The organism is Kurthia sp. ISK08, assembly GCF_046159805.1.
Taxonomy (GTDB): Bacteria; Bacillota; Bacilli; order Bacillales_A; family Planococcaceae; genus Kurthia; species Kurthia gibsonii.
On the sequence record NZ_JBJXHL010000005.1, the window covers coordinates 165,705 to 178,144 of the forward strand.

General features: G+C 35.2%; 16 protein-coding genes. 10 read left to right on the top strand and 6 right to left on the bottom strand.

Translation table 11 applies throughout. From position 1 onward, the window contains the following. Positions 1-137 precede the first annotated feature (137 nt). Both ACKVQX_RS10890 and spx read right to left on the bottom strand, forming a co-directional pair. A complete protein-coding gene (locus ACKVQX_RS10890; protein WP_068457568.1) occupies positions 138-566 on the bottom strand; it encodes a MarR family winged helix-turn-helix transcriptional regulator in 429 nt (142 codons plus the stop codon). Positions 567-597: 31 nt separating this feature from the next. After that, positions 598-1,002: a transcriptional regulator Spx gene (spx, locus tag ACKVQX_RS10895; protein WP_068456177.1), complete on the bottom strand. Its 405-nt coding sequence runs from the start codon at positions 1,000-1,002 to the stop codon at positions 598-600. Positions 1,003-1,371: 369 nt separating this feature from the next. Between spx and amaP the strand changes: the two genes are divergently transcribed. From amaP to ACKVQX_RS10910, 3 genes are read left to right on the top strand one after another with little or no spacing between them, the layout of a single operon-like run. After that, positions 1,372-1,923, top strand: coding sequence for an alkaline shock response membrane anchor protein AmaP (gene amaP, locus ACKVQX_RS10900; RefSeq protein ID WP_087680885.1), 552 nt, complete (start codon positions 1,372-1,374; stop codon positions 1,921-1,923). Positions 1,924-1,934: 11 nt separating this feature from the next. After that, positions 1,935-2,147, top strand: coding sequence for a DUF2273 domain-containing protein (locus tag ACKVQX_RS10905; protein ID WP_068456172.1), 213 nt, complete (start codon positions 1,935-1,937; stop codon positions 2,145-2,147). 17 nt (positions 2,148-2,164) lie between these two features. Further along, entirely contained in the window at positions 2,165-2,638 is a 474-nt protein-coding gene (locus tag ACKVQX_RS10910; protein ID WP_068456169.1) for an Asp23/Gls24 family envelope stress response protein, read from the top strand. A 43-nt stretch (positions 2,639-2,681) separates the two neighbouring features. On the opposite strand, the gene ACKVQX_RS10915 is transcribed toward ACKVQX_RS10910, so the two are convergent. Continuing rightward, positions 2,682-4,238, bottom strand: coding sequence for an ABC-F family ATP-binding cassette domain-containing protein (locus ACKVQX_RS10915; protein WP_068456164.1), 1,557 nt, complete (start codon positions 4,236-4,238; stop codon positions 2,682-2,684). A 60-nt stretch (positions 4,239-4,298) separates the two neighbouring features. Continuing rightward, positions 4,299-4,484, bottom strand: coding sequence for an SE1832 family protein (locus tag ACKVQX_RS10920; RefSeq protein WP_068456161.1), 186 nt, complete (start codon positions 4,482-4,484; stop codon positions 4,299-4,301). A 214-nt stretch (positions 4,485-4,698) separates the two neighbouring features. Between ACKVQX_RS10920 and ACKVQX_RS10925 the strand changes: the two genes are divergently transcribed. Together ACKVQX_RS10925 and ACKVQX_RS10930 are read left to right on the top strand one after the other, a co-directional pair. Next, a complete protein-coding gene (locus ACKVQX_RS10925; RefSeq protein WP_409136310.1) occupies positions 4,699-5,256 on the top strand; it encodes an NADPH-dependent FMN reductase in 558 nt (185 codons plus the stop codon). 203 nt (positions 5,257-5,459) lie between these two features. Beyond that, positions 5,460-6,053: a hypothetical protein gene (locus ACKVQX_RS10930; RefSeq protein ID WP_409136311.1), complete on the top strand. Its 594-nt coding sequence runs from the start codon at positions 5,460-5,462 to the stop codon at positions 6,051-6,053. 96 nt (positions 6,054-6,149) lie between these two features. Here ACKVQX_RS10930 and ACKVQX_RS10935 read toward each other — a convergent pair whose 3' ends face one another. After that, entirely contained in the window at positions 6,150-6,374 is a 225-nt protein-coding gene (locus ACKVQX_RS10935; RefSeq protein WP_409136312.1) for a hypothetical protein, read from the bottom strand. A 17-nt stretch (positions 6,375-6,391) separates the two neighbouring features. Continuing rightward, entirely contained in the window at positions 6,392-6,709 is a 318-nt protein-coding gene (locus tag ACKVQX_RS10940) for an ArsR/SmtB family transcription factor (protein ID WP_409136313.1), read from the bottom strand. 149 nt (positions 6,710-6,858) lie between these two features. Between ACKVQX_RS10940 and ACKVQX_RS10945 the strand changes: the two genes are divergently transcribed. From ACKVQX_RS10945 to ybaK, 5 genes are all read left to right on the top strand, one after another. Next, complete coding sequence (locus tag ACKVQX_RS10945) at positions 6,859-6,996, top strand: RAxF-45 family protein (protein WP_409136314.1); 138 nt, start codon at positions 6,859-6,861, stop codon at positions 6,994-6,996. A 93-nt stretch (positions 6,997-7,089) separates the two neighbouring features. Then, positions 7,090-8,712, top strand: a complete 1,623-nt coding sequence (abc-f, locus tag ACKVQX_RS10950; RefSeq protein WP_409136315.1) for a ribosomal protection-like ABC-F family protein — start codon at positions 7,090-7,092, stop codon at positions 8,710-8,712. A gap of 61 nt (positions 8,713-8,773) precedes the next feature. Beyond that, positions 8,774-10,957 (top strand): DNA topoisomerase III, encoded by a 2,184-nt coding sequence (locus tag ACKVQX_RS10955; protein ID WP_409136316.1) that lies wholly within the window; start codon positions 8,774-8,776, stop codon positions 10,955-10,957. Between the two features lie 416 nt (positions 10,958-11,373). Further along, positions 11,374-11,841 carry a hypothetical protein gene (locus tag ACKVQX_RS10960; protein WP_409136317.1) on the top strand — a complete coding sequence of 156 codons (468 nt, stop codon included), beginning with the start codon at positions 11,374-11,376 and terminating at the stop codon, positions 11,839-11,841. A 12-nt stretch (positions 11,842-11,853) separates the two neighbouring features. After that, positions 11,854-12,336, top strand: coding sequence for a Cys-tRNA(Pro) deacylase (gene ybaK, locus ACKVQX_RS10965; protein ID WP_068456139.1), 483 nt, complete (start codon positions 11,854-11,856; stop codon positions 12,334-12,336). Positions 12,337-12,440: the final 104 nt, after the last annotated feature.

Genomic DNA, 12,440 nt, shown 5'->3' on the forward strand with positions numbered 1-12,440 from the left:
ATATAGATTGGAATCGTATATAAACAGATATACGATTCCTCTACATATAAAAAAAAGCCATCTTAAACATGTAAAAACCCACATCTTAAAATGTGGAAGGCATGTAAAAGATGGCTTTTGAACATGACTGTGTTCAATTAACCAAGTAAGAGTTTAGAGAATATTTTGCGAAGTGTATCCACTTCATCTTCTGTAAGCATACCGAACATACGCTGAACCATTAACTCAATATGCGCATAGGCATTATCGAGCAACTCGATTCCTTCATCAGTAATTTCAATCTGATAAGCGCGTCGGTCGGCTGCATTCTTTGTTTTTTTGATATAACCTGCGTTGATGAGCTTCGTAGTTAGAACGGTTACACCGCCAGTCGTGACATGTAGCTTTTCAGCTAAATCAGATGGGCGAACAGGGCCATTCGATTCTAAAAGATCGAGTAATAAAATATGGGTTTTTGAAAGGCCCATATTATTATGGCTATTCCATTCGTTTGCCCATTTTCTTTCAAGAGCTGCAGCAATCTCGAAAAGAGACGAGATGCTGTGCTCTTTTTCTTTATTATTCATCATAGGGTAACTCATCTCCAACGTGATTCATTTAGAAATCATTTGATAAGCGTTGCATTTCAAATAATTCATATGCACGTACTTTACGCGGAATAAAACGACGAATATCCATCTCGTTATATCCAACTTGTAGGCGCTTGTCGTCAATTAAAATCGGGCTACGCAACATTTTTGGGTGGTCTTTAATAATACTATAAAGTTCTTGAATTGATAACTGATTAATATCGCAATTTAAGTTTTTATAGTCTTTTGAATTCGTTGAAATAATTTCATCTGTACCGTCTTCAGTCATACTTAGAACCTGTTTAAATTCAGCAAGTGTTAACGGATCGGATGTAATACGTTTTTCTACATATGGAATTTCGTTCTCCTCTAACCATTGTAGAGCCTTCTTAGATGATGTACAGCTAGTTTGTGTATAAATTGTAACAGTCATGTTCATTACCTCTTTCTCTCTTGTTAATATATTTATATCTTACCAATAAGATATTTATAAGTCAATTACATTTTCGTGACAAAAAGATGAAAAAACGAGCATTAAATAGAAATATTACACAATTGTAAGGTTTATTTACGAAACCGTTAACTGTATTAATGCGTAATGCAATCTGTTTCATTTCTATTACAATATATGACGAGAATGTAACGGAAAAGTTCGTTAATCAAGCAAGAAAAATATAAATTCGAACTATTTGTAAAACAATTTAAGTGTTTGTATGGAGAATAAGCTGGGTAAATAATTTAGGTAAGTCAATTTTTAAAGAATAAGTTTTAAATACCTTGGTTATAGGCTGGAGGTTAAAAAATGAATATGGGCTTGAGATGGATTTTTGGTATCTATGCTTTATTAACATTTTTACTATCACTTGGCATCATTCTTATGCTGACAGAAGTATATGATTCAGTAGCATATGTACTTGAATTCCCAAAGAATGGCTCTTTCTTCATTGTAGTCATTTCACTTGTATCATTTCTTGCATTGGTGTCGCTTATTTTATTCTTTAGTAGTTTTAAGTCGTCACCTAGTACACGAAAAGATTTAAATATTGATACAAGTTTAGGTGAAATCAGTATCTCTAAAAAGTCAATTGAATCCATGGCGTATAATATTGCGAAAAAATTTGATGGCATTCGTTCACTTGAAGTCGGAGCTGATATTTTTTCAAAAGCTGAAAAAATTAAACTTACTGTTACATTTTCAGTTTTTAAAAATAGTGCCGTACAACAAACAGCGAAAGAGATGCAGCAGAGGTTGAAAGATGATTTAGAGAGAATGTTAGAAGTACAAGTAAGTGAAGTACAAATTTATGTAATTGATTTAGAAGGCAAAACAAGCAAAAAACAACGCGTCGTATAAGGAGGAGCGTCATGAATAATAAAGAAGTATTCATACGCTATCGTGGGCGTATAGTAGGCTTAATTGCAGCAATCATTTTTAGTGTGTTATTTTTAACAGTTGGTTTTGGATATGCAGTTATGGTTTTAGTATTTCTACTTATTGGGTATCTCATTGGTAAGTGGGCAGACCATGACTTGGATATTGCATCTTACATTGATGCACTATTTAATAGAAGATCATAAAAAATGGGAGTGATTTCATGTCAAATCAAAATGTACGTTCAACAGAAAAAACACCAGAGGAAGTAGAATTAGAAAAAAAAGAACAGGAAGAACAACATAAAAGTCATCTAACATATGATGATGAAGTAATTAAAAAAATTGCAGCACTTGCAACAACGGATGTAAAAGGGATTCTAGGAATGAGTGGTAATCTATTCCAAGGTCTACAAAAAACATTAACAGGCAATGAAAATTTAACAGCAGGTATTCAAGCCGATATTGGTGAGAAACAAGTTGCAATTGATGTTTCAGTCTATGTTGAATATGGATTGAGCGTGCCAGAAATTTATCGCACTGCTTATCAAAATGTAAAAGCGAATATTTCGCAAATGACAGGACTTGATGTAGTAGAATTCAACATGCATGTAGACGATGTTTACACACGTGAGGAATTTGTTGAGTCTAACAAATCAAAAGCTAAAACAAGTTCATCAAATAGTCGTGTAGAGTAAATCGAAAAAAGAATCACGCCAACCGGCGTGATTCTTTTTTGTATTATTGTTGTCCTTTAGAGAACCATTCTGCAACGTCCCAAACTTTTGTTACAAGACCTTCGTAGAATTCAGGTTCATGGCTGACAAGAACGATTGTGCCTTTATATTCTTTCATTGCACGTTTTAATTCTTCTTTTGCATCCACGTCTAAGTGGTTAGTCGGTTCATCGAATAGCATCCAGTTCGATTCATCCATCATTAGACGACATAGACGTACTTTTGCTTGTTCGCCACCTGATAAATGAGCCATTGGACGTGAAATATGTTCATTCTTTAAGCCTGTTTTCGCTAGTAATGCACGAACAGTTGCTTGTTCTAATGAAGGGAACGCATTCCAAATGACATCGATTGGTGTTTCATTACCGCCTTTTACTTCTTGTTCGAAGTAAGAAGGGAATAGGAAGTCACCACGTTGTACATCGCCGCCAAGTGCAGGAATTTTACCAAGCATGGTTTTTAGAAGTGTTGATTTACCAACACCGTTCATTCCAACTAAAGCAATCTTTTCACCGCGTTCAATTTCGAAAGTAAGCGGTGGTAGAAGTGGTTTGTCATAACCAATTAATAAATCTTTTGCTTCTACTACATAGCGACTTGAACTACGTGATTCTTTAAAGCTGAATTGTGGTTTCGCCGCTGTTTCAGGACGGTCAATTCGCTCCATACGATCCAATTGTTTTTGACGTGATTTCGCACGACCCGTTGTCGAGAAACGCGCCTTATTTTTTTGGATGAATGTCTCTTGTTTTTTAATGAACTCTTGTTGCTTTTCATACGCATCAATATGTTGGCGCTTATTAATTTCAGCTAACTCTAAAAACTTCTCATATGTTGCTGTATAGCGAGATAGTTTTGAGAATTCTAAGTGGAAGATAACGCCGACTACATCATTCATAAACTCTACATCATGTGAGATCAGAAGGAATGCATGCGGGTAGTCTTTTAAATAGTTTTTCAACCATGTGATATGTTCTTCATCTAAATAGTTAGTCGGCTCATCTAGTAATAATACTTTTGGCTTTTCAAGTAATAGTTTTGCTAGTAAAAGCTTTGTACGTTGACCACCTGAAAGAGCGGTTACATCACGATCTAAACCAATTGCATCTAGTCCAAGACCACGTGCTACTTCATCGATTTTCATATCGAGTGTGTAGAAATCACCTGCATCAAGTGCATCTTGAATTTCAGCCATTTCTTCAAGTAATTCTTCTAATTCTTCAGGTGACGCTTCCGCCATTTTCCCTGTAATTTCATTTAATTGTTCTTCTTTTTTATAAAGTGGAAGGAACGCATCACTTAATGTTTCACGCATTGAACGACCAGGTGTCAATACAGCGTGTTGATCTAAATAACCGTAATGTGTGTTTGGTAACCATTCTACGCGACCTTCATCATGGATGAGTTGACCTGTTAGAATGCTCATCATTGTTGATTTACCAACACCATTTGCACCTACAAGACCTACGTGTTCTCCCTCTACAATACGAAACGACACATCTTTGAAAAGGATACGGTCTCCGAAAGAATGACCGAGCTTTTCGACTGTTAAAATTGCCATAAAAATAGTTTCCTCCTGCTTAAAAATAAAAGGTTCTCAAAATAACCTTTTGCCAGATGATTAAAATTTCGCTAATTCTGCGTTCAATTGGGCAAGTTGTGTTTCCATATCTTTTAGACGCTGTTCAGCCTGTTCAATCTTTTGTGGATAGCCAGTTGCCTCTAACTTTTCGATATCACCTTGTTGACGGATATAGTCGCTTTTTAGCTCAAGAATTTGATACTCAATTTCTGCTTTTGTCGCCATTATATATACGCTCCTTTATTGAAAAATGCATTAGCATTTCATTTTAATACTCATAGAGAATATTGTAACATAGGAAGTCACTCCTAGAAAGAAAGCAAATTCCGCTTTCCGTCGAAAGACTGATTTGTCTAAAAATGAAGTAGAGTTGCTATTGAAAGGGTATGGTGTTTGTTACAATGAGTTTGTAGAAGTAGATAAATGGAGGTCACGTGAGATGAAGATTTTATTAGTAGATGGAACAGTTTTAGGTCGAAAAACAGGTGCGATTTTAGAAGAAATTCAAGGATACATTGAGCAGTTCGATGGTACGCTTGATTTAGAGCTTGTACGTTTTTCAGATTATGAACATCAAATTGTAGATGGTCGTCCATTCAATCAATATAATACAGGCATGCAAGAGTTAGTTCGCAAATTAGAATCTGCAGATGGCTATATTTTTGCAACACCTATTTTCCAAGGTTCGATTCCAGGCGTCTTAAAAAATGCGCTCGACTTTTTAAATCCGAAAGCATTACGCTATAAACCCGTATCAATTGTTGCAAACGGTGGAACACATCAACATCATTTAGTAGTAGAAAATCAATTCAAACCAATTTTAGATTATTTCCGTGCATTAGTGACACCAAACTATGTGTATACACATACAAGCCACTTTGACGACCAAAATAACATTATCGACGAAAATGTGCATGAACGCTTACAAGAATTAGCACGCGTCTTCGTAAAATATTGCGAGTTAAGCGCAAACTTACCGAAACAACCATTAGATTAAACACAAAAAAGCAAACGACTTTGGAGTTTATTTAAAAATCCAACATCGTTTGCTTTTATTTATTTTGGTATATGAATTTTCTCGATTTTTTAAAATCTATATTAAGGTCTTTCTTTTTATATAAATTATAATTTATAGGCCTTTAATTTACTTTTATAAACAAAAATGTTATATTATAACTAATAAAATAAGGAGTGATTATATTGAATAACAAATTCAAACTAACATCTATGATTTTTGCAAGTACTATATTATTAACAACGTTTTCAACTACAGATGTAAAGGCTAAAAATAACGATTCTTTGCTTATTTCTACTCATCCCAAAATAGATTATAATAACTTTCAAGTATATAATAGCGATGGATCAATTACTGTATATGATAATTTACAAGATATGCAAAGAGACTTAAATTTTAATAACAGATTTTTAACTGCTAAAGCATTTGCACCAGGTGAAAAATTGGTATCTACTCAAAAAAAAGATAAAGTTTTTTTAGGCTACTCCAAATATACAAAAACGTGGACAAAAGCATCTTCTTATACGCTATTAAAATCTGAAACATTTTCAACTGGATTCACTACAAAATGGGATAGCAAAGTAAATATTTCCTATAGCATATCTTCAGGAATTAACACAACCATTCCTGCAAATAAAAAAAAATTTAGTAAGGTTGCTGGATATGCTGACATTACAGTAAAGCGTTATAAAGTTACACAACCAAACTTATCCTCAAGCTTTTATAAAAATAAAGTAACTTATCGAGATAGATATACAAAAGTAAAATATAAAAAATAAATTTAAAGACTGAAACAAAAATAAAAAACAGACTAAGATTAGTAGTCCAGACCAAGATCATGATTTTTTCTACTAATCTTAGTCTGTTTTAAATCATTATTCTACTTCTTTCAGCATTTTTTCTACTGCACTTAACCTTGTATTTAATTCATATAGCTGTTTAGCATTCTCTTTCTCAAATACTAATCTTTCCAAATGCTGTTTTTCACTTTTTTTAAGTATTTTTGAGATCATAAACCAAGCAATCAGTGAAATTATAATTATAGGAATTAATTGTAATGTGAGTTGAAAAAGTAAACCTTGAAATAAAATATTCGTCATTTATATACCCCATATCATTATTTATTTTTATGCGTCAAAGTAGGAACTAATCTCGATATTAACTGTTCATTTAGTGATACATCAAACTGATTAAGTTTATAATATTTCGCAGCTTTTCCGCTTTCTAATAACTCCATACTACTTGTAACAATTTTCGCCTCCTCTAGTTTTTGTAAGTGTAAATAAAGTAATGGTCTACTGATACTAAGTTCTCTTGCTAATTGACTAACATATTGCTTTTCAACAGACAGAATACTAATAATTCGCATTCTATGAGGATTTGATAAAGCTTCCAAAAATAAAAGTAATTCATCTCCGCTATTAATATGTTTCATATGAAATAATTTTATTACACATGAATGTTTTTGTAAACATAAACATTAATATAAATTATTACCAATTAAAATAAATATCAATATTTTTTGCGAAAAAACTGATAATTTGCTATAATAGTCATTAACTAATTTGAACGGAGGTGAAGGAAATGAAAAAATCAGTAACGGTGACAGGTGTACAACTTGATACAGCAACGTATTTAACACGTGTCATTACTTTCGATTTACAAGCTAACGGGACAGGTCTGTCTATTTTTAAGTCAATCGAAAATATGAACCGTAGCTGATTAACCATTCCTTCACAGAAGAATTTGTAGGGGACTGCTCGTTAATGAGTAGTCCTTTTTGTTTTCTCAGCTACTTAAATGGAGGAAACAACAATGTATATTAAAGCAGAAAAAATCACGAAAAATTTTGGTGGGCATCCACTATTTCAAGAGTTAACAGTCGATATTCACGCAGGAGAACATGTCGCAATTGTTGGAAATAATGGTTGTGGTAAGACGACATTACTAAAAATTATGGCGGAAGAAGAAGCAGTAGATACGGGAAGAATCATTAAGGCAAAGGGGAGCCGCGTTGGTTTTCTTCATCAGATTCCGAATTATCCTGATATGACTGTATATGATGTGATGTATGAAGCATTCGACAAGCTGAATCACATTCAAAAGAACATGAAGCAGCTGGAACAACAGATGGCGACAAGCGATGATTTGGAGTCACTGTTAAAAAAATATGGCACGCTACAAGAACAATTCGAAGCGAATGATGGCTATATTTTAGATTCGAAAATTTCGTATGTATCAACAGGTCTAGGCATTGCCCATCTTGTAGAAGAAAATTTTGAACAACTGAGTGGTGGCGAAAAAACGAAGGTCACACTGTGCAAAATTCTCTTACAAGAGCCTGATATTTTACTGCTAGATGAACCAACGAACCACCTTGATTTACACGCAATTGAGTGGCTCGAAAAATATTTACAGCAGTTTAAAGGAACGGTCATTGTTGTATCACATGATCGTCAGTTTATGAATCATGTCGTAACGAAAGTTATTGAAATTGAGGACGGACAAGCTTGGGTATCGCATGGAAATTACGATGCTTTCTTACAAGCAAAAGAAGATAAATATGCACGCGAGTTCTCACAATATCAAGAACAACAAAAGAAAATTAAAAAGATTCGAGATGCGATTCGTCGATTACGTCAATGGGCGAATGAGGCAAGTCCACCGAACCCTGATTTATACCGAAAAGCAAAAGTCATGGAGCGTATGTTAGAGCGCATGGAGAAAGTAAAAAAACCACGTGTTCAAAAGAAAATGAAGTTACAACTAACAGCTTCAGAGCGCAGCGGAAAAGAAGTCGCGCAATTTTATGATGTGGCAAAGGGCTATGACCGTTTATTATTCAAAGAAGTAACATTTGATGTGTATTGGCAAGATACGCTTGCGATTATTGGCGAAAATGGAGCGGGTAAGTCAACATTATTGAAGATGTTATTAGGTGAGGAACAGCCAGATGAAGGCATTGTGGAGTTAGGGAGTTCTGTGAAAATCGGTTATTTAGCACAACATTTAATTGAAGCAGACCCAGAAGCCCGTTTAATTGATGTCTTTCGTTCAGAGTTGATGATGACAGAGCCTGAAGCACGCCATATTCTAGCACAGTTCTTATTTTACGGTGCAGATGTCTTTAAAAAGTTTAAAAATATGAGTGGTGGCGAGCGTATGCGATTAAAATTAGCGCAGCTCATGCAGCAAGAAATTAATCTACTTATTTTAGATGAACCGACGAACCATTTAGACATAGAATCACGTGAAGTGTTAGAAGAAAACTTAGAACAGTTTGAAGGAACGATTATTGCGATTAGCCATGACCGTTATTTCTTACAAAAGTTATTTGATCGTATTGTATGGATTGAAAAACAGCGCGCGATTGTTCATGAGGGAGATTATGCTTTTGCAAAAGAGAAGCAGGCGATGATGATGGAGTTGTCACAATAGCGTATTTGTATGTCTGTTCATCTATCCCTTATAATAGAAGGAGATTGAGAGGAGCGGAATTATGTCAAAATCATTAGTTATTGCTGAAAAACCATCCGTTGCACGCGATATTGCGCGCGTTCTAAAATGTACGAAAAAAGGTAACGGATCTTTGGAAGGCGACAAATATATCGTGACGTGGGCGTTAGGTCATTTAGTCACACATGCAGATCCAGAACAATATGATGTGAAATATAAAGAATGGAAGATGGAAGATTTACCGATTATCCCAGACCCATTCAAGTTAGTACCAATTCGTCAAACGACGAAACAATTCAATGCGGTCAAAACATTATTGAATCGTCAAGATGTGAATGAAGTCATTATCGCGACAGATGCTGGGCGTGAGGGAGAACTTGTAGCACGTTGGATTTTAGCGAAAGCGAAGTCTCGTAAACCAATCAAACGTTTATGGATTTCTTCTGTAACAGACCAAGCGATTCGTGAGGGATTCAATAATTTAAAAGACGGTCGTAAATATGATCATTTATATGAAGCAGCAGTTGCACGTGCAGAAGCGGATTGGGTTGTCGGGATCAATGCGACGCGTGCATTAACAGTTAAATATAATGCGCAGTTATCGACAGGTCGTGTACAAACACCGACGCTTGCGATGATTGCGAATCGTGAACAACAAATTAAAAACTTCAAACCGAAGACGTATTATGGTTTGCAAGCTTTAACGAATACAGTGACCTTCACATGGCATGAAAAAGGAACGAATCAAACACAATCGTTCCAAAAAGAGAAGATGGAACAGTTATTAAAATCACTCGATTCGGCGAAAACAGGTGAAGTTATAGACGTGAAAACAACACCAAAACGTACGCCAGCACCACATCTATTCGATTTAACAGAACTACAAAAAGAGGCGCATAAACGCTATGGTTGGTCAGCGAAAGAAACACTTTCTACGCTGCAAAATCTATATGAACGCCATAAAATTGTGACGTACCCACGTACGGATTCAAAACATTTAACATCGGATATGAAGAGTACATTCACAGACCGTATTAAAGCATCGGCTGTTGGTGATTATCGTGCAGCTGCTAATAAAATTTTAAGTAAGGGAACACCGCAAGCTCAAAAAGGTGTTGTCAATGATGCGCTTGTGTCGGATCACCATGCGATTATCCCAACAGAAGAAGTCGTAAATTTACGTGCATTATCGGATAAAGAATATAAATTGTATGATTTAATCGTTAAACGATTTTTAGCTGTATTTTACGGTGCATATGAGTATGACCAAACGGTTGTCACATTAAAAGTAGGGAATGAAACATTCACTGCAAAGGGAAATACAGTACGCGATGAAGGTTGGAAAGCTGTTTACTTACAAGAAGACGAGCAGTCGAATGAGCGTACACTGCCTGTATTTAAAAAAGGTGAACAAGTCAATCTACGTGGCATTGCCTTAACAGAAGGTCAAACAAAACCACCAACTCGTTTTAATGAAGGAACATTACTTGCGGCAATGGAAAATCCATCACAATTTATGGGTGACGAGTCGAAAGAATTAGTTAAAACATTAAAAGAAACAGGCGGTATCGGTACAGTTGCGACACGCGCAGATATTATTGAAAAGCTATTCAAGTCATTTGTAATTGAGAAAAAAGGTAATGATTTATATACCACGTCAAAAGGTCGCCAATTATTAGATTTAGCACCAGCCGATTTAAAGTCGCCAGCTCTAACAGCTGAATGGGAGACACAATTGACAAAGATTGCAAAAGGACAGGCGAAAAAAGCTGACTTCATGCGTCAAATGATTGAGTTTACACAAAAATCAATTTCAGATATTAAGAAAAGTGACCAGAAATTCAAACATGATAATATTTCTGGGAAAGTATGTAGCGAATGTGGCAAGCCAATGCTTGAAGTAAACGGTAAACGCGGCAAAATGCTCGTATGTTCAGATCGTACATGCGGCAACAAGAAAAAAGTATCTACAATTACAAATGCGCGCTGCCCTGTATGTCATAAAAAATTAGAATTACGCGGCGAAGGAGAAGGACGTATTTTCGCATGTAAATGTGGACATCGTGAAAAACTCTCAGCTTTTGAAAAGCGTAAAAAACAATCAGGTAATCAAAAAGTTTCAAAACGTGACGTTCAAAAATATATGAAAACACAACAAAAAGAAGAACCTGAAAACACAGCGATGGCAGACGCTCTTGCAAAGTTATTTGGGAATAAAGAAGAATAAAGTGAAATGATATGAACCATTAGACTAGAACAAGTATGATTTTGTTCTAGTCTATTCTTTTTGTCTTACTTTCATCATCTTTTTTTGAAAAACACCCATATCGAAAGACCTTTATAAGAAATATACTCTTTTACATCTTTTGATTCTTTCGTATGAATATTCTGATTATAAGAGCTATTTTCTAAATATAGGTAGATATTTACCGAAATAAAGGGTAAATAGTTCGAGGGAAAGTGTGTCAAAAAAGTAGTATTTTGAATAGTGATTCTAGTTATTTCAGCGTTTATGTGATAGGTTTTTTAGTCACAAAGAAGTGCCGAAATCCGAATTTTAAGATGTGTATTTAGTTGGTTTTGACTGAATTGGATACATGATACACTAAATATAACAATATCATGTGGAGAGGAGGAAGGAATATGAGACTAGCATCCTTATTAAATAATCGTTTTACAGATTTTGAAGCACGCAAAAAATTAGTGACATTGAAAAATGCAGATGATGCGTATAAAAAACAAGCTAAATATTTCACACCAACGGCAAACCCGAGTTTGGAAGAGTTGGTGAATTTATTGACAGGTAAAAAGGAAAAAGAAGATCATTCGAATTTACAGGAATCTTTACAGCATCTTCAACAACGTGCGACAATAGAAGAAAATCAAGGTACGACACAATCACCAACAGAGATGATGTTGCAAGGTGATGTTACGGTTCACCTTCTTCCTGAAACAGGATTACCAAAACCGTTACCTGTTCAATTAAAAGATGCAAAACAGATGACGAAAGAGCGTTTAACCGAAAAAGCACTTGCGACGTATCAGTTCCAAATGTCGATGGCACGCGGTGGCTTCAAAGTATTAGAGCCGATGATTTATTGTACCGCATAAGGAAGTGGCGAAATGGCGAAGAAAGTTCAAAAGACGAATGCAGTTCGTTTGTTGGATCAACAAAAAATTCCGTATACATTAAAAGAGTATGATGTACATGAAGAACATTTAGATGGCGTTACAGCAGCACAAGAAATTGGCGAGCCTGTTGAAAAAGTCTTTAAAACGTTAGTTGCGACAACAGCAAAAAAACAGCTCTATGTGTTTGTGATTCCTGTAGCAGAAGAACTCGATTTAAAAGCAGCAGCGAAATTCGTAGGCGAGAAGAAAATCGACCTTTTACCTGTCAAAGAACTACTAGCACATACAGGATATATTCGTGGTGGTTGTTCACCAATCGGCATGAAAAAGCTATATCCAACAGTGATTGATGAAGCCGCAACAGTACAATCGGAAATCTTCGTAAGTGCAGGAAAACGCGGTATGCAAATTTGCATTCAACCACAATTATTAGCACAAGTCGTACAAGCAAAGTTTGGAACAATCACTTGTTAATAACTTAAATTGTTTGTTACAATGAATTTTGTCTGAACTCGGAAATATGCAATCATTTTAAATTCAAGCATATGAAAAAAAGAACCTGAACAGACGGGTTCTTT

What these genes read in the sequence shown, in the direction of transcription:
- ACKVQX_RS10945 (WP_409136314.1), top strand. Translation starts at nt 6,859, where the DNA reads ATGAAAAAATCAGTAACGGTGACAGGTGTACAACTTGATACAGCAACG.
- ACKVQX_RS10915 (WP_068456164.1), bottom strand. Translation starts at nt 4,238, where the DNA reads ATGGCAATTTTAACAGTCGAAAAGCTCGGTCATTCTTTCGGAGACCGT.
- abc-f (WP_409136315.1), top strand. Translation starts at nt 7,090, where the DNA reads ATGTATATTAAAGCAGAAAAAATCACGAAAAATTTTGGTGGGCATCCA.
- ACKVQX_RS10925 (WP_409136310.1), top strand. Translation starts at nt 4,699, where the DNA reads ATGAAGATTTTATTAGTAGATGGAACAGTTTTAGGTCGAAAAACAGGT.
- ACKVQX_RS10910 (WP_068456169.1), top strand. Translation starts at nt 2,165, where the DNA reads ATGTCAAATCAAAATGTACGTTCAACAGAAAAAACACCAGAGGAAGTA.
- ACKVQX_RS10905 (WP_068456172.1), top strand. Translation starts at nt 1,935, where the DNA reads ATGAATAATAAAGAAGTATTCATACGCTATCGTGGGCGTATAGTAGGC.
- ACKVQX_RS10920 (WP_068456161.1), bottom strand. Translation starts at nt 4,484, where the DNA reads ATGGCGACAAAAGCAGAAATTGAGTATCAAATTCTTGAGCTAAAAAGC.
- ybaK (WP_068456139.1), top strand. Translation starts at nt 11,854, where the DNA reads ATGGCGAAGAAAGTTCAAAAGACGAATGCAGTTCGTTTGTTGGATCAA.
- ACKVQX_RS10935 (WP_409136312.1), bottom strand. Translation starts at nt 6,374, where the DNA reads ATGACGAATATTTTATTTCAAGGTTTACTTTTTCAACTCACATTACAA.
- ACKVQX_RS10940 (WP_409136313.1), bottom strand. Translation starts at nt 6,709, where the DNA reads ATGAAACATATTAATAGCGGAGATGAATTACTTTTATTTTTGGAAGCT.
- ACKVQX_RS10960 (WP_409136317.1), top strand. Translation starts at nt 11,374, where the DNA reads ATGAGACTAGCATCCTTATTAAATAATCGTTTTACAGATTTTGAAGCA.
- spx (WP_068456177.1), bottom strand. Translation starts at nt 1,002, where the DNA reads ATGACTGTTACAATTTATACACAAACTAGCTGTACATCATCTAAGAAG.
- ACKVQX_RS10890 (WP_068457568.1), bottom strand. Translation starts at nt 566, where the DNA reads ATGAATAATAAAGAAAAAGAGCACAGCATCTCGTCTCTTTTCGAGATT.
- amaP (WP_087680885.1), top strand. Translation starts at nt 1,372, where the DNA reads ATGAATATGGGCTTGAGATGGATTTTTGGTATCTATGCTTTATTAACA.
- ACKVQX_RS10955 (WP_409136316.1), top strand. Translation starts at nt 8,774, where the DNA reads ATGTCAAAATCATTAGTTATTGCTGAAAAACCATCCGTTGCACGCGAT.